The following is a 15,959-nucleotide window of genomic DNA, read 5'->3' as shown; positions in this document are numbered from 1 at the left end:
AATAACATGGAATGGAGGATAGTCATGAACTTTCTGAACTATTTGTTCTACAACAAGAAAGACAATTATAAAGCATTGGGTTTGTTTATTGTCTTTCTCCTGTTCTTTCTTGGGATGAATTATCCATTTATTACGTATATCAAAGAAAATTCAGATATTCTTTCCACACATAGCCCTTTTTATGAAGCGCCTTTTACACTCAATCTTTTTAATTTCGATCCCTCTATGTACTATGGTTTCAGTAATTCTACGATTATTCATCCTTTCATGAGTTTTGTGTCTGGATCATTTATCTTCATTTCGAAGGCTTTTGGTCATCATCTATTTTACTTAGTCTTTCAATCCGCCGTGAATGCAACTAGCATCGTCATGATATTTTATTATTTACGGACAAAAAACACGGGTAATATGGTTCCGTTATTATTTGCAATCTTTTTCGGGATAAGTTCTTATAGTATATTTACTGCTCTGATCCCCGATTCCTATGCCTATGCTCAGTTCTTCATCATACTGTCCGTTCTGTATTTACAATACAGTCGGGTTCAAGCTAGAACCAACGTAGCTTCATTATCAACCTTGTCACTACTCAATTTCGGCATCACATCTACGAATATTGCAACTTTTATGAGCTCTTTGTTCATCAGTATCATCGACAGAAATAATAAGAATACGTTCAAGAAATTTGTACGTATCTTCCTCATCTTTCTCCTACTTGTCGGTATATTTACTTGGTTGCAGTACATCTTGTTCGATGGTAAGTCATGGATTAGCAATTGGTTACATACGGTTAACGCCGGTGGATTCAGCTATGTGTCTGCATTCTCATTCAGCCATCACTGGAAGGCCATTTATATGCTAGTCATTAGTCCGATATTAACACCGGATATTACGCTGGTTGATCCAGGCATTGTGGCGTTTGTCACAGATCTTGCTCGTCCATATCCATTCTATGTACATATTATCGGTTTTTCTATCATTGTGTTGGCTATCCTCGGATTCGTTAAAGGTGTCAAGACTCGAGAAAACTGGGTATTGGCAATGTACATTCTGTTCGCTTTCGCACTTCATATTGTTGTTGGTTATGGGCTTGCAACGTTTAACTATGACTTATATTTGTATGCAGGTCATTACCTATTTGCCTTTTTCCTACTTAGTGCTAAATACATCATGCAGATTAAAGATAAGCGTATAAAGAACATATTAGTTGGCATCATTCTCGTATTTGTTCTTACAACTCTTACGAATAACGTGATCAAACATATCGATGCTTTGAACTATGTTGAGCAATCTTATCTTCATATGGATCCCGTCAGTAAAGATTAAGTCTGGTTTCAATGATAAAAGCACCCTAAAGGGTGCTTTTTTTTGCACGTTCTCGTTATGCTGGATTAGCCCCACAACTTTGTCTCACGACAAGCTCAGGCTCCACCAGAACGGAAGATGAAGATAGTTGGTTATGGATGAGATCATATAGCATCATGGCCGCAAGCCGACCAATTTTCTCTTTATCTTGCTTCGTGGTTGTAAGTGGAGGATCCATATATCTACAAGCATCAATATCATCACAACCAATGACTGCGACATCCTCTGGAACCCGATAATTGTTTTCTTTGAGCGCTTTAATCGCACCGAAAGCCAGTTGATCAGAAGCAGCAAACACAGCTCTAGGCATCCGACCCGAATGAATCATATGCTGCATCGCTATGTAACCACTATCCTCGAAGAAATCCGCACTATCCATGACCCACTCATCGACACTCGTTAATCCATAGTTAGAAAGCGCTGTAAGGAACGATTCTTTACGCAACTGGGATACGTAGCTATCTTCAGCACCTCCGATATAGGCAACCTCTTTGTACCCTTGGAGGTAGAAATGCTCGACAACTTTTTGTGAAATTTTACTGTTATCGGACATAATATAGCCTGACGCTTGCCCAGACATGGTGATATCAACACCAATGCAAGGGATATTGCTCCGATCAAGCTCTGTAATGCTAGGTTCAACATCGTCTCCCGCGATAATCAAACATCCATCCACGTGATAATATCTGCACCGCTCTAGGTAATCCTTGCCTGAAGCATGAAATTTTTCATTAGAAAAGAGTAATAAATCATACCCAAGAAATCCGATTTTTTTCTTAAAAGAGTTAATGACATCAACAAAAAAATGATCATTCAGTTCGACATTCAGTTTCCCTGCAAACAATACACCAATTAGATTCGTACCCTTAGACGCAGGTAAGGAGATATTGGTTTCTTGCTTCATCTTATAACCTGTCTCCTGTATAATCTTCATAACCCGCTCTTTGGTCTGTGCACTAACATCTTCGTAATCATTTAGAATTTTCGAAACAGTGGAAATTGATACTCCTGCCTTTTCGGCAATCGCCTTTATGGTGACTTTCATATGCTGCACCCCTCCACTCCTCATTTCATACTGCCCTCACAGATCGCAATCATAATACTATATCATAATAGCATTTGAAGTGAATCACCTCATGATACCTACTATTAAATCATTACCCTAATAATGTCTGCTCAACGACTTATTCTTACGAAAACTTTCGTAATTAGCTATCTTTAGAAGGATTTATATAAAAGTCGAATGTCCTTTGCCATGTTTGAGATTCACCTGGATTGATGTCAATGGTAGCAAATACTTCGGGTGATACGACATGGGCTGCTCCCCATATAGCTAACTTCTCTACTGGAAACGTACACGTCTCCCTAACACCTACTTGACTGGGCTCGTGGATCAACTCCCAGTAGAACTTACCACCCATCGTCGGAACGGACGGATTGAAATAAACGTCTTGCTTAGGAATATCCTTCATCCGAACCTCATGGCTTGTCACCTGCAAAACCTGTGGTGTATAGTCTGGCTCTATGTTCTCTATCTCTATCGGAACCGAGAACGCCAACCTATAATTAGGTCCATAATGATGTCCGTCGATCCGCATGAAGTTGTGGCTATACTCTTCTGTAACAATTCGTTTATTCCCTGTGTTCAAGAGTTCATATCTGATGGTTAGGCCACCGCCATTCAATGAGATTCGCTTCTTTAAGCTAGCAGCGAACCCTTGACACACCAACGGTGCCGTGTGGAATTCTATAACCCCGCGTTCCATTGCCGTTACTACCTGTCTATCGTAGGGCATGACCGAATAAGGTAACCTGAAATCGTAGGGCGTCTTATCTTGCTTGGTCAGCAATCCTACACCCAATTTCGGGAAACATTCTCCGATTCCTGCACTATCGTAACCGATTGGCGTGAATAACCCAAATTCACTACAAATCCCTATACCCCCTGTACCTTGCCCGTGATGTAGTGATTCTGTGGTACAAAAGGTATGATTGCCGTCCTTTAACCGTACCTGCGTAATCATACCCGTTCGGTCGAACCGGGAACCGCGATAGTCATCGATGTTCGCGACTTCTATTTCAAGTACATCATTCTCTAGAATATATTTAATCAGAATCACCCTTCTCCTGGATAACGGACAATGATTAGTTACTGTTTAGGACAACAGCTTCTTAGAGACCAATACTACTTCAATAGTATGCACGCCTTCACTAGACAACGCCTCAATTCGTTCTCTTGGTAGTAGACAACCTCCGTCAACATGATGGACCGTTACCGATTCTCCGTTAACAGCTAATGTCTTAATCTCATAATCGCCATAATCAGATTGATCTGAGTTCGTGTACACAATATGTAGCATTCTATCCGCAAACATCGTTCTGACCGATACCTGATTTCCCGCATCGAACTGATCCTTCAAGAGCTTCGGTTCAAGTCTGAGGTCACCGAACTCCCCTCTAACGCCATATACTTCCGTCAATAAGGTCAAGAGTAGCCAACTTGCAGATCCTGTTAAATAAGGATACATCCCTCTGCCTTTCTCGTTGATATACTCTGGTATACCCGGATACATCCGACTAACTTCGAAATCACTGCTCAGATTGTAGACCGAATCCAACACTTCACGACCCTCAACAATAAACCCACGTTTGTATAGAGCATTGGCATACATAACCGTCATATGACTGAACATGGCTCCATTCTCTTTGTGCCCGAACGCAAACCCAAAAGCTCTTCCTAAGTTCTGTTGAACGCCACCGAAATTAGAGTTCAGCCGATACCCGATACGTGAGTCCTTCAAATAATGGTCTACTGAATGGGTGATTTTAGAGACTTGTTCATCTGTTGCGATACCGCCCATGATGCTGAATACCTGCCCCGTAAGAGTCATTCGAACGCCATTCGGATGATCTCCTTCGACCTGTTCACCATCATTATTGTAATAGCCATTAAACCATTCGTAACCTTCTATCGTGCTGATCCACTCATTCTTGTGCAAGTGATGAATCATCCACTCTGATTTTCGCACGAGATCCCTTGCAATATCCTCCACATTAGCAACAACCTTTTTACCACTAACGGTCGTTCTCACTCGCTCGTCATAGGAATTTAGAAGAGCCTGCTTTGCCGCTGGATCTTCATAGTCCAGTGGGTTCGTTAGGGAATCAAATAAGATAAGCATTTCCTCATTCATCTCGATGGTCTCCTGCTTCATCCGCTCTTTGAGGGTTAGGAGCAGTTGGCTAATCTCCATCAAATTGCTTGCATAAAAAGCAGTGAAGGCCACACTTTCGCCTCGGCTGGTCCCCATATCTAATCCATCATTCCAATCCGCGCCTTCCAGTCGGCAATTATTGTGTTCTCCTACGTTAAAGAATGGCACGATATTTTGCAGAATAATATGCTCTAGAATACTTCCTGTATAGGTCGTTCCTTCTTGTGTCTCAAGAAGACTTCCGTCTATCGGATTCCATGCCGTGTCTCTTTCCTTACAACGCTTGATGAAATTGTCTTTAAAATAAACTTGCTCTTGCAGTAGGAACTCCAAATCTCCGCTTTGATGGATATATAAAAGTGTGGTCAGGAAGGGCCAAGCCCCATGATCCATCCATACGCGCGGAATATTGTTGCGGTCAGCGATGAATTCACCCGGCTTCGAACCAATAATCGTCGCATTACTTCCATCGATTCTTACACCTGCAAAGTTATTGAACAGCAACTCCCGAACTTCGTGAGGTTCCATCACCATTAATGCCAAGCAGTCCTGCCACAAATCTCGCCAACCGCGGCCCCCACGGCCATAATCATGATAAGGGAGAAAAGAATTTCCATACATACGTCTAAGTACCGGCTGTAACGTAACCCATGTCATCCACTGGTCAAAGTCTGTATCAGCTGAATGGAAATCCAATACATCCACCTTACTTCTCCAGTACGTTTCATTCTGCTCTAACAGATACCCAAATCGCCCCGTGGACAAGTATTCCGCTACATAACGCTCTGTATTAATCCGATCTTCATCGATAATAAGAGCCATAACGTAGGATTTGGATTCCCCTGGCTGGAGAATGACGTCACCAAAACGCAGAGCACCAACGGATTCATAGCCTTCGAACATCTCCCCTGCAGCAGCTTCAGGTAGGGAGTTCCGCACGATAGATTCAGGCCATTCAAGACTGCCTCCTTCTCCGATAAAAGACTCTGTAATAGGAAAGAATCCTGTAGGAACATTGCCTTCATGATCCGCTCCTAGTACACCATACGATGTCTTATTGATTCGATGACCTCTTTCATCAAAGGAAAGTGCTGGCTGTACCTCAATACCGTGATCAGAAGTATAGATACGATGTAGCAATGAAGTGACATGTCGGTGATCCCGAAGGTCATCAGCAGAACGTGCAAACATCGGGATCACCCCTGTAGGCGTGAGTGTAAGCGAATCCTCGCCACTATTGGTTAATGTAACTCTCATCAATTCAACTTTATCATCCGTCACAGGTACGAAGACAGTTACTTCTGCTGTGATGCCTAGTGTAGCATTCTCTCTAGTAACCTTGTGCCACAGAAATCCAGCCTCAAGTGAAGTTCGATCTTCTCCATCTGTGAAGCGCTGTGCATTCTGTTGAGGTGAATTACCCGCCGCCGACCACACCCCTTTCCCCTTAATATGAACCCAGAAGTTTCGGGAAGCTTTCGAATTATGTAGGTCTTCTACTGATATAGGAGCCATCAAGAACGTGTTGTGTCCACTTGTTACCTGTCCATGTAGGGAAGGCGTAATCGTTGACATCATCCCTTCTTCGTTCACAAGGGGAAAATACAAATAGCTCGTATGATCCGGGTTTTCCAGCATGAAATGCCCCTTATCCCCCATGTACCTCCATCCGTTATTCTTCTGTTTCATCTTCTCATCCTCCTAATTTCATCATGATTCATTCTTTAGGACTCTCAAAAAAACTTTCGTATTTTACGAAAACTAAACAAATAATATTCGAAAGTGTTTCGATACGATTATTATTACTCATTAAATTACCTTTGTAAATGCCCGATTTAACAGTTGTTATTCGTTGTTGTCAGAAACGAAAGTTTACGAAACATTTATATATAGCACATTCAACAGACTCAACCCTGAGGAATCACTCATGTATTACGATGAAGCAAGCACGAAGTGACTGCATATCGCCTCACCAAATAGAAACGGATACCATCCTTATAAGGACGGTATCCGTTTCTATAGTCATACTCGTGCACAGTCCCATCAGGGTCTTTAAAATTAAACCAAAGATCATGCTCAATCTCTGTGATTAGCCTCTAAACACCTTATCTTCTGAAAGACTTACTATCCAATATAACCCCAGTACCAATCATCGGTACTACATACAAGTGCTCAGATAAGATGTCCCCATCGTTCGCTAAACCCAGAACATCACAATACCAATCACGAGCCTTCTCATTTATAGTTACAGTTATGGGTTAAATATGACGGATTCTACTTTCCTTACATCGTCCATACTCTGAGCTGGTGCAGCGAAATTAGATTTTCCACTATCTTCAAGGACTGTTCCAGCAATCGCTTCAAAGTCTCTTGTCACATGGAGTGTAACCTGATAAATTTTGCTGTGATTCGGTCCCTCTAGATGAATAACGATACGCTCCACATTATAGGGTGTATGGTTGATTCGATCTTTTAGTCGTGTTAATAAGGGTCTTATGCCTGAATCATAATGATGTTCGCCTAACCCTACACCCGTAAAAAAGGCATTATGGTTAGAAATCTCATACGTCTTGCCATTTAAACCTATCGTTCCGTCGATTAAGTCATCATAAAACAATCTTTTTTCCAACGTAATATTAAATGAGATGTTGATGTCATGTTCGCTGTTCTCCGCATAGCTTATGCCTGAATAAGACTGGGATATGATGAGCGTCTTACTATAGATGTTGGCATAGACAAAAGCAGCGCTTAGGATTATCGCTAACAATATGCATATGGTCAACGCACGATGTTTAGGTCTTCTAATCATCCTCTAGTTCACAGCCCCCTTACATCAATGGAAGTTGAGACAAACAGTTGTTATATGCTGTTTATGATCAACTTCCATTGTCGCTATAACAATACTCCCACTCTATGGTACCACCTGGTAAATCCCATTTCCCTTTATGAGGCCCTCTAGATTTCTTGATAAGTAATATTTGATTGTTCTTCATAAGAACACCGTAGACCCCTAAATGAGTATATTTATTCATCGTGATCACCCTTTATCTCATATGCTCTTAAAAAAAGTCTGATATATGGTCACGATCTCATTCATAATGACTAGAGAATCACTTATCGTCTCTACTTCTAACGAGTGTGTTGCATCTTGAATAGGATAAACTTCCATGTCATTCAGATATTCTATTGCTTGCGTACTCTTGTTATTGAATTGTGAATCATTTGTCCCGTAGATGACCATACCTCTGGAGCTTTGAATATAGGGAACAGTTCGATCTACTGGTGTTAAATACATGTGTCTTATGTCTTTATCCTCTATTGCTTCAGCCACTTGACCCGCTACAATCGTTCCTAAGCTTTTACTAACAAATATCAAGCTTTCATACTTTTCCATGATTTGATGAATGGCTTGCGTGCACTCCTCCACAAGTACATGTATATCATCAAATTCCAATTCTACTCTCGCACTTTGGTAACCATACTCCAATTGTAATACATCATGGTTGTTCTCAATAGCACTTTGGCTCGCGTAATACAGTACTGGTAACTGGCACGGATAATTCTTACCCGGAAAAATAACAACTAGTGAAGACGAACCATTCGATATATACCGATGTTTAACTTCTCTCCCCCACAAAGAAGGAAATGATAAGTAACTTCTATTCATCTAAACACCTCCAAAATTAGTAGACTGCGGAGACCATATAATAATACTCCTCATATTTCAAACCCTCTTTTCTACGATATCAGGTACTATCTTCAATATGTATGGGGAGCCTAACGGTGAACAGCGTACCCGAGCCAACTTCACTTTCCACTTTAATGTAACCCTCATGATCTGTGATGATTTTTTGACATAACGACAGTCCTAATCCAGTTCCTTCTTCTTTCGTTGTATAAAATGGATCAAATATCTTGTTCATTTCACTTGCTGGAATTCCCTTCCCATGATCGCGAACCTTGATTACCGCCATCGCTCCTTCTCTGCTGAGTTGAAAATACACATGACCCGATTGTTCCATCGCTTGGAATCCATTACGAATAAGATTAATTAATACTTGAATGATCTTATCTGAATCCATCAACACCATGATACTTCGATCCGTCACATCCATTTCAATTGTGTGCCCACATGATGCTGCCTCGGATTCACATAGTGAATACACTCTCGCCATACAAGGGGCTATCTTCTCAACCTGCATGTGACTCGCACGCGTCTTCGAGAATTGCAAGAATTCTACAGTAAGATCACCAACCCTTGAAATTTCACCCATAATCACATCATACCAGGGCTCAATATTATATCCCCTTTTTTTGGATAATTGAATAAATCCCTGAATAGCTGTTAATGGATTACGTATTTCATGTGCCATACCCGCCGCTAATTCTCCGACCATCTTCATTTTATCTGAACGCAATTGTTCTTCCTGTCTATTGAGCCAATACTCCCTTCTCATTTGAAAGATTCGCTCTTCACCTATTTGCATTAACTGTAGAAAGTCAACACCTTCCTGCGGTGAACGAGTGATGCTTACAGTTACCTGGAAGTCTGATTTCTCGAAGATATATAGATCTTCCATTTCCTCTGTGGGTGATAGAAGAAGTGAGAAGCGGTCTCCCGCATATCGACTTGCAGCCAAGTGATGCGGAAACCGTTCCAGTAAAGTACGAGAGAAGTCATATAAGATGTCCTTACCAGGAATATTGCTCGTGGCATTTATAGATTTGAAATTATTAATATCAAACAATACAAACAAGAATTCTTTATTCATATCAATATGAGATTGGACCTTTTTGACATATCCAAGATAATTATAGAACCCGGTTAACTGATCGTAGTTTGCCAGATAATCATTTTGTTTCGCCAATTCTTTTTTCTCCAATTGAATGCGTAACCCAATTTGGAATATTAGAACGACGATAATCGCAGACATCACATCAAGAACAGAAACTAGCATATTATAAGTTGTCATAGGTAAGTAGGTGAACCGTATGAGTGTATACTGAAGGATGAACAGTAGGGAGATTGGGATCGCATCTCTCAACCTTGTCTTATGCTCTGTCGTGGTAGAAATAATAATATAATACAATAACATACACCAATTTAATTGACTCGAATAATGAAATGCACCTAAGAAAATAAATTGAATATATTTCAACCAAGTGAATCTACGGTCCAAAGCTACACTTAAGATTAACAACATCGCTATAGGTATCATAACCATAATATTTGTGGGTTTGTCGAGAAGTACAGTGGATATAATAACGAATGATGAAATCAATGGAACACACAGGAGCTTGATGAAATTGAGCAGGAAAAATCACATCCTCCAAAAGTAGTTATTATATCCTTTTTTTGTTTTATATATAAATAATTGAATTATATTAACTATTCATTCATATTCCATCTTTTATATCAAATAACCTCTTATTTATGTATATTCTACTATAACTAAAATTCATAGGGATATTAGACTCCCCGATTATCTATCTGCTGTCATACCCAAAATACGAATTAAGCACTATACTAGAGTCATATCGGGTTCCACAAAAGGTATAGGATACATTTAATTGGATCAGGAGGATTTCACATGGAATTTAGACTCATTAAAGAAACAGAACTTACAGAGGCAGCGCTATTAGCAGAAGACGTATTTTGTGAAAACGGGGAGCGTTATATGGAGCACTCATTTCCTACAATTTTTCAACCAGGTATGAGTCAATCGTATGCGGCCTTTAATGATCAAGGTAAGCTCGTATCCTTCATCGGGATGGTTCCCTTCATCGTTCGATCGGGTGATGCGTTACTAAATGCCTATTCAATCGGTGCAGTATGTACTGATCCGGCGTATCGAGGACAGAGAATTGCAGGAAAGTTATTCACCCTTTGCCAACAACATGCCAAAGAAGCTGGTGCTTCGTTGATGTTTATATCTGGAGATCGTTCTTTATATACCCGTGCAGGTAGTGTGGCATTTGGTAAAGCTGGAAAGTATATTATCGACTCCCATGTCGCAGAACGACTTGAAATTCAACCCTCACCGTGGACAATATCTGAAATGGAAACAAAGGATCTGTTTGCCGTTCATGACTTGATGATGCAACAATCTGCTACCATTCAATGGAGTATTACTGACCTTGGTCAATTCATCGGTGCAAGTCCGATGGCTAATATTCATAAGATGGACCAGCATATCTTCGTAGCAAGAACAGAAGCACAGGAGATCGTTGCTGTAGCTATAGTTGCTGTACCGAGGAACCAATCTTGTGAGGGGGCTGGGATGCTGATTGAATATGCTGGCAATGATGCTGCAGTGATCGAGCTTCTCTTGCACTCCATCCGTCAATTTGAACTCCAATCGTTGTCCGTGATCATACCGTGGCAAGATGTAGAACTGGCGAATCGTCTACAAGCTGCCGATGTTCCCGTAGAGTTACAAGATAATGCGGGTACTGTTCTTGTTATCGATGGAGATGCCTTGATTACTCAAGCAGGATATAAAGGTTCTGATTCCAATCAACTATCCATCTCAGGACTCCCTGATGGTCGCTATAAGTTACATACACCACAGAAATCTTCCATTATTGGTGGAAACGCAGAGCTATGTTCACTCTTATTCGATCCCCACTCTTCTATTGAACAACCAGACGATAACAAGATCCCAACTCTCGCCCTGCCTTATTTGTATGGGTTATATTTCATCTAGAAGAACTTAATACACAAAAAACTCGGTGCCATCGTAATTAAGACGGTACCGAGTTGTTCTATTCTAATCTTATGCCTTAGGTTTACTATCTTGAGTCACCTTCGATTTATTCCCTATACACAACATGAACACCTTAAAAATAACGAAGCCTAACATTGCCCCAGATACATTTAGGATGAGATCATCCACATCAAAAGTTCCGATCGAAAAAATAACCTGTGCGCATTCCAAGCTTAAACTTAAGCCAAAAGATAGAATAAATACGCTTATAAATGATATTTGCTTATTACGCGACATGAGTAGAAGAAATATGCCAAATGGTATAAATAACGCTATATTTCCAACCAAGTTGATAAAATCAAGGCTCGTTGAACTCTGAATGTTTCTAGATATCTCCTGAAACGGGCTCAAATTACCTGATCGTAGTCGTTCTATCATATTCTTTGGATCCACTACATTCTTCTGGAGTTGATGCCCAAGAAAGCTCACATTCATTGTTCCGAATTTAAATAAAATGACCTTAATTAATAGATATATATATACGGCGAACAGTATCGGCACGATAATACCATTCATAAATTTGGTTAGTTTCATACCGCATCCTCACCTTCTTAAATATTATGTATTTACGGATGCAAAGTCATAATGACACCATCCATATTGTTACCAGACACTTCATAGTGACGATCTTTTGGCACGAGAATCATCGTATTTTTGACAATAGGGTAATAAGAGATTTCGTATTCTTTATGATTGATAGTCGTTGTATAGGTCTTCTGCGCTTTGAGGAAATCTAAATATTGTTCCAACGTAAGATTCTTCTCCTGCATAATGACACTGTGCGGCAATCCAACATAACGATAATGCCACGGCTCATATTGAATACCTGTAATGTCTGATTTGTCCTTGGGATATCTCAAAATAAATCCATACTTAGAGGCATTCTTCTTCAGCCACTTTCCTTCATCCGCTTGCTCCATCGCCTTTTCAGAAGACCCAATATCAAGAGATAATCCTAAGTTATGTTCGCTATAACCTGCTGGTAAGGCATAATCCGCGCCCTTTTCCTCATATAGCCGATTCTGATCATCCTCACTTCGATAACCACTGCTTATCAAAAAATGGCGAACACCATCTTTCTTCGCTGCCTGGATCATCGTTCTGAATTGCTGAGCAACACCCTGTGATAATTGGATCGAACTATCCAACAATCCATATCCTTGTACAAGCTCCTTGTTCTGAAATAGCTTGACCACATCGGATGTTACACCCACTGGATGTACAGGATACTCCTTATTCACTAATAGGAGATCTCCTTGATAAATCTGTTCGCTTCCTACTTCAACGGTATGATCACTCTGATCCATCTGATCTTTACCTTGTAATCCTACCTCTGCAACTTGATAATCGTCGCTATGTAAATCCTCGTTTGTAACTTCTGGCTCATCTCTCATGGCTTCAAATCCAAATAGCAAGATAATAATAAATAGCCAAAAAACCCACTTCTTCATTCACAATTCCCTCCTTAACCTTTCACTTTCTTAAGAATAGAGGAGATTGTTTAAAAAGAAGTCGGCCAAAACTAAAATTTTTCTTAAATTTATACCCTCATTTAGGTAACCGCACTTCAAAGATCGTACGGATCACACTACTTTGGACGGATATCGTTCCGTTATGTTGCTCCACGATATTCTTCGCAATAAGTAAGCCCAGACCCGTACCGCCTTCTTGGTGTGTTCTAGCTGAGTCTCCCGTATAAAACATATCGAAAATATGAGGTAAATCCTTCTCCGGAATACAATCTCCGTAATTAATCACTTGAACCACGACATGACCAGCATCAAAGTGGCAGTTAATATCAATATAATGTCCGTCTCTACCATAACGAGTGGCATTGGTTAGAAGATTCTCAAATACCCGTGCCAATAACTCGCCATCCGCTGAAATCGTGACATTCGGAGTTATATCTAGTCTAGCAACAAGATTGTTCTTCTCAAAGATAGGATATAACTCTTCGTTTAATTGATTAAGTAGCTCACTTAGATCGATAGATTGTTTATCAATCGTAATCATGCCGTAGTTCATCCTAGTAATCTCAAATAGTCCATCGATAAGCTTCTCTAATCGTTGAGATTTGGTGAAAGCAATCGTCGTATAATGTTTAGTCTGTTCTGCAGTTAATTGATCATCCTGAAGAATTAAATCTAAATAACCTAGAACGGAGGTCAGTGGTGTGCGCAAATCATGTGCTAAATTCAAGACCAGCTGGTCCTTACTACTCTCTGCGAAATCCCCTCTTATGACCGCCTCTTGGAGTTTCTCGCTCGCTAGATTAATATCTTCCGCAATATCCCTGAACTCATCATTAGATGATATATGAACATGATGGTTGAAGTCACCATTCGCAAGACAATGGATTCCCGAAGAGATCTCCTTGAAGTAAGTGGCATAGGGCTTCGTGAGAAGAAAGAAAAACAAAATGGCAAGTGGAATGAAAAGTATTAAAAAGAAATTAAGATCCCCAAAATTATTAATAATTTTACGAAGTTGAGCTAATGGGTCTTCCGCCCGAACCTTCACATAATACAGTTGAAGAGCTTTATAGATAATATACGTGATGACCCCTGAGAACAGCATACTCAAACCTAATAACACGATCATTTTAGATCGAAAGCTTCGTATCATGTTAGCCATGGAATGTGTATCCTACCCCCCAGATGGTCTTGATCCATTTGTTCTTACTCTTATCCTCACCAAGTTTCTTTCTTAGGGTTCGAATATGGACCATGACGGTGTTCCCACTTTCAAAATACTCTTCGCCCCACACCTGTTGAAATATATTCTCGGCGCTGAACACTTTCCTTGGATGTCTTGCTAGTAGATATAGAATATCAAATTCCTTCGGTGTTAAAACGATGCTCTCTCCATATAAAATAACGGTTCGTTGTTCAGAATCAATGGTTAATCCACCCGCTTCTAGTACAGAATGTTCCCCTGTTGTTGATGAATTCAACTGCATAGATCGTCGTAACTGCGCATTAACTCTAGCAACCAATTCCATAGGATTAAACGGCTTGGTCATATAATCATCGGCTCCCATAACGAGGCCTGTAATCTTATCCAAATCAGATGTTTTAGCACTCAAAAAGATAATAGGCATATGATACTTTTCTCGAATCTGACGAGTCACTTCATAACCATCTAGTTCTGGCATCATAATATCTAAAATGGCTAAATCAATCGAATACGATTGAATCGTATGAACAGCTTCTCTCCCGTCAGATACTTTAATAATATGATAGCCCTCTTTTTCTAAATGCAACGCAATGAGATCTGCAATCTCAGCCTCATCATCTGCTATTAAAATTGTAATTCGTTTCATTCAGATCGTGCTCCTCTATAGAAGTAACTATATCTATATCCTATCATAATGTTGTTGCATGTACTGTCTTCCATTGTAGCCTTTGTCGGTTATTCATGCTGTAAATTTCTTGAAATTGGCAGTTCTCTATGGGCTTACGATATAATATGAGGTAACTAATGGTAAGAGGGTTTCCAAGAATTGATTATTCGGTACACATAACTATTTTTAAGGAGTTGGAGATGAATGACTGAACTTACGCGTCTAGGAAAAACCGATTTACTAGTCAATCCCATTGGATTAGGTACGAATGCCGTGGGTGGACACAATATTTACCCGAACCTGAATGAAGAGACTGGCAAAGACGTGATCCGGACTGCTCTGAAACAAGGGGTTAATTTTCTAGATACAGCTTATATCTATGGGCCGGAACGTTCTGAACAACTCATTGGTGAGGTTCTCAAAGAAACAGGACGCAGACAAGATACTATTATTGCTACAAAAGGTGCCCATAAATTCGTAGATAATACAATGGTTGTGGACAACTCTCCTTCCTTCCTGAAGCAATCCGTGGAGGATAGCTTGAAACGTTTAAAAACAGACTACATCGATCTGTTCTATATCCACTTTCCTGATGAACGTACACCGAAGGATGAAGCGGTTGATGCCCTTCAACGTTTGAAAAAGGAAGGCACCATTCGAGCGATTGGCGTATCTAACTTCTCTATTGAACAACTACAAGAAGCGAATCGGGACAGATGCGTGGATGTACTACAGTCTGAATATAATCTCTTCAAACGTAGTGCTGAACAAGATCTATTACCTTACACCAAGGAGCATGGGATCTCGTTTGTTCCCTATTTCCCACTAGCTGCAGGATTACTCGGTGGCAAATATACCAAAGATACAACGTTTGAGGACGGTCGCGCTAGGAATCCCCTTTTTCAAGGAGATGCATTCATCCAGAATCTTCAGAAGGTTGAACTTCTACGTGAGATTGCTAATAGCAAAGACGCCGAAATTGCCCATATTGTACTCGCATGGTATCTCACCCAAGATTCGATCGATGCCTTAATCCCTGGCGCCAAAAAACCAGATCAAGTACTTAACAACTTGAAGACTTTGGATGTGCAATTGACCTCGACAGAAATTGAGCATATCAATCAGATATTTAAGGCTTAAACGGATCCAACCCCTTTATGTATAAAAAGACACAAAGAAATCGCCCCTTGGGATGTGGAAGTACTATCCACCATTTCAAGGGGCGATTTCTAGATCTTTTATCCTAATCGTTGCACAAATTCCTTCATCGTT

Annotated in this window: 14 protein-coding genes and 1 pseudogene; 3 read left to right on the top strand and 12 right to left on the bottom strand. The window is 40.3% G+C overall.

The window, feature by feature from the left end; all coding sequences use genetic code 11:
• The first annotated feature begins 24 nt into the window (after positions 1-24).
• Positions 25-1,323, top strand: coding sequence for a DUF6080 domain-containing protein (locus AC1D69_RS08900; RefSeq protein WP_495455793.1), 1,299 nt, complete (start codon positions 25-27; stop codon positions 1,321-1,323).
• Between the two features lie 55 nt (positions 1,324-1,378).
• Here the strand turns inward: AC1D69_RS08900 and AC1D69_RS08895 are convergent, their stop codons facing one another.
• The 8 genes and pseudogenes from AC1D69_RS08895 to AC1D69_RS08860 all read right to left on the bottom strand — a co-directional run bounded on the left by AC1D69_RS08895 (position 1,379) and on the right by AC1D69_RS08860 (position 9,802).
• Positions 1,379-2,407, bottom strand: coding sequence for a LacI family DNA-binding transcriptional regulator (locus AC1D69_RS08895; protein WP_495455792.1), 1,029 nt, complete (start codon positions 2,405-2,407; stop codon positions 1,379-1,381).
• 163 nt (positions 2,408-2,570) lie between these two features.
• Positions 2,571-3,482 carry a hypothetical protein gene (locus AC1D69_RS08890; RefSeq protein ID WP_495455791.1) on the bottom strand — a complete coding sequence of 304 codons (912 nt, stop codon included), beginning with the start codon at positions 3,480-3,482 and terminating at the stop codon, positions 2,571-2,573.
• Positions 3,483-3,518: 36 nt separating this feature from the next.
• Complete coding sequence (locus AC1D69_RS08885) at positions 3,519-6,266, bottom strand: GH36-type glycosyl hydrolase domain-containing protein (RefSeq protein WP_495455790.1); 2,748 nt, start codon at positions 6,264-6,266, stop codon at positions 3,519-3,521.
• Between the two features lie 236 nt (positions 6,267-6,502).
• Positions 6,503-6,832 (bottom strand): annotated as a pseudogene (locus tag AC1D69_RS08880) (hypothetical protein).
• A complete protein-coding gene (locus AC1D69_RS08875; RefSeq protein WP_495455789.1) occupies positions 6,829-7,386 on the bottom strand; it encodes a hypothetical protein in 558 nt (185 codons plus the stop codon). Before AC1D69_RS08875 ends, AC1D69_RS08880 begins: the two are co-directional and overlap by 4 nt.
• Positions 7,387-7,453: 67 nt before the next feature.
• The gene (locus AC1D69_RS08870) at positions 7,454-7,609 is read right to left on the bottom strand and encodes an NUDIX domain-containing protein (RefSeq protein ID WP_495455788.1); all 156 of its coding nucleotides are present in this window, start codon (positions 7,607-7,609) and stop codon (positions 7,454-7,456) included.
• Between the two features lie 17 nt (positions 7,610-7,626).
• Positions 7,627-8,244: an alpha/beta hydrolase gene (locus tag AC1D69_RS08865; protein ID WP_495455787.1), complete on the bottom strand. Its 618-nt coding sequence runs from the start codon at positions 8,242-8,244 to the stop codon at positions 7,627-7,629.
• Between the two features lie 79 nt (positions 8,245-8,323).
• On the bottom strand, positions 8,324-9,802 hold the full coding sequence (locus tag AC1D69_RS08860) for a sensor histidine kinase (RefSeq protein ID WP_495455786.1): 1,479 nt from the start codon (positions 9,800-9,802) through the stop codon (positions 8,324-8,326).
• 366 nt (positions 9,803-10,168) lie between these two features.
• Here AC1D69_RS08860 and AC1D69_RS08855 point away from each other — a divergent pair, with 366 nt between their 5' ends.
• Positions 10,169-11,284: a GNAT family N-acetyltransferase gene (locus tag AC1D69_RS08855; RefSeq protein WP_495455785.1), complete on the top strand. Its 1,116-nt coding sequence runs from the start codon at positions 10,169-10,171 to the stop codon at positions 11,282-11,284.
• Between the two features lie 69 nt (positions 11,285-11,353).
• Here AC1D69_RS08855 and AC1D69_RS08850 read toward each other — a convergent pair whose 3' ends face one another.
• The 4 genes from AC1D69_RS08850 to AC1D69_RS08835 form a co-directional block, all read right to left on the bottom strand.
• Positions 11,354-11,878: a VanZ family protein gene (locus AC1D69_RS08850; RefSeq protein ID WP_495455784.1), complete on the bottom strand. Its 525-nt coding sequence runs from the start codon at positions 11,876-11,878 to the stop codon at positions 11,354-11,356.
• A gap of 32 nt (positions 11,879-11,910) precedes the next feature.
• The gene (locus tag AC1D69_RS08845; RefSeq protein WP_495455783.1) at positions 11,911-12,795 is read right to left on the bottom strand and encodes a M15 family metallopeptidase; all 885 of its coding nucleotides are present in this window, start codon (positions 12,793-12,795) and stop codon (positions 11,911-11,913) included.
• A gap of 97 nt (positions 12,796-12,892) precedes the next feature.
• On the bottom strand, positions 12,893-13,978 hold the full coding sequence (locus AC1D69_RS08840) for a sensor histidine kinase (RefSeq protein WP_495455782.1): 1,086 nt from the start codon (positions 13,976-13,978) through the stop codon (positions 12,893-12,895).
• Entirely contained in the window at positions 13,971-14,666 is a 696-nt protein-coding gene (locus tag AC1D69_RS08835; RefSeq protein ID WP_495455781.1) for a response regulator transcription factor, read from the bottom strand. Before AC1D69_RS08835 ends, AC1D69_RS08840 begins: the two co-directional genes overlap by 8 nt.
• Before the next feature lie 225 nt (positions 14,667-14,891).
• Here AC1D69_RS08835 and AC1D69_RS08830 point away from each other — a divergent pair, with 225 nt between their 5' ends.
• Positions 14,892-15,827 carry an aldo/keto reductase gene (locus AC1D69_RS08830; protein ID WP_495455780.1) on the top strand — a complete coding sequence of 312 codons (936 nt, stop codon included), beginning with the start codon at positions 14,892-14,894 and terminating at the stop codon, positions 15,825-15,827.
• Positions 15,828-15,959 lie beyond the last annotated feature (132 nt).

The organism is Paenibacillus sp. Y301 (genome assembly GCF_059445505.1).
The sequence above is the reverse complement of the archived record's forward strand: the minus strand, read 5'-3'. Positions and strand labels throughout refer to the sequence as shown.

Coding starts and splice junctions, on each gene's coding strand:
- AC1D69_RS08830 (WP_495455780.1), top strand. CDS start 14,892: ATGACTGAACTTACGCGTCTAGGAAAAACCGATTTACTAGTCAATCCC.
- AC1D69_RS08845 (WP_495455783.1), bottom strand. CDS start 12,795: ATGAAGAAGTGGGTTTTTTGGCTATTTATTATTATCTTGCTATTTGGA.
- AC1D69_RS08855 (WP_495455785.1), top strand. CDS start 10,169: ATGGAATTTAGACTCATTAAAGAAACAGAACTTACAGAGGCAGCGCTA.
- AC1D69_RS08865 (WP_495455787.1), bottom strand. CDS start 8,244: ATGAATAGAAGTTACTTATCATTTCCTTCTTTGTGGGGGAGAGAAGTT.
- AC1D69_RS08840 (WP_495455782.1), bottom strand. CDS start 13,978: ATGGCTAACATGATACGAAGCTTTCGATCTAAAATGATCGTGTTATTA.
- AC1D69_RS08835 (WP_495455781.1), bottom strand. CDS start 14,666: ATGAAACGAATTACAATTTTAATAGCAGATGATGAGGCTGAGATTGCA.
- AC1D69_RS08850 (WP_495455784.1), bottom strand. CDS start 11,878: ATGAAACTAACCAAATTTATGAATGGTATTATCGTGCCGATACTGTTC.
- AC1D69_RS08870 (WP_495455788.1), bottom strand. CDS start 7,609: ATGAATAAATATACTCATTTAGGGGTCTACGGTGTTCTTATGAAGAAC.
- AC1D69_RS08875 (WP_495455789.1), bottom strand. CDS start 7,386: ATGATTAGAAGACCTAAACATCGTGCGTTGACCATATGCATATTGTTA.
- AC1D69_RS08860 (WP_495455786.1), bottom strand. CDS start 9,802: ATGGTTATGATACCTATAGCGATGTTGTTAATCTTAAGTGTAGCTTTG.
- AC1D69_RS08895 (WP_495455792.1), bottom strand. CDS start 2,407: ATGAAAGTCACCATAAAGGCGATTGCCGAAAAGGCAGGAGTATCAATT.
- AC1D69_RS08885 (WP_495455790.1), bottom strand. CDS start 6,266: ATGAAACAGAAGAATAACGGATGGAGGTACATGGGGGATAAGGGGCAT.
- AC1D69_RS08900 (WP_495455793.1), top strand. CDS start 25: ATGAACTTTCTGAACTATTTGTTCTACAACAAGAAAGACAATTATAAA.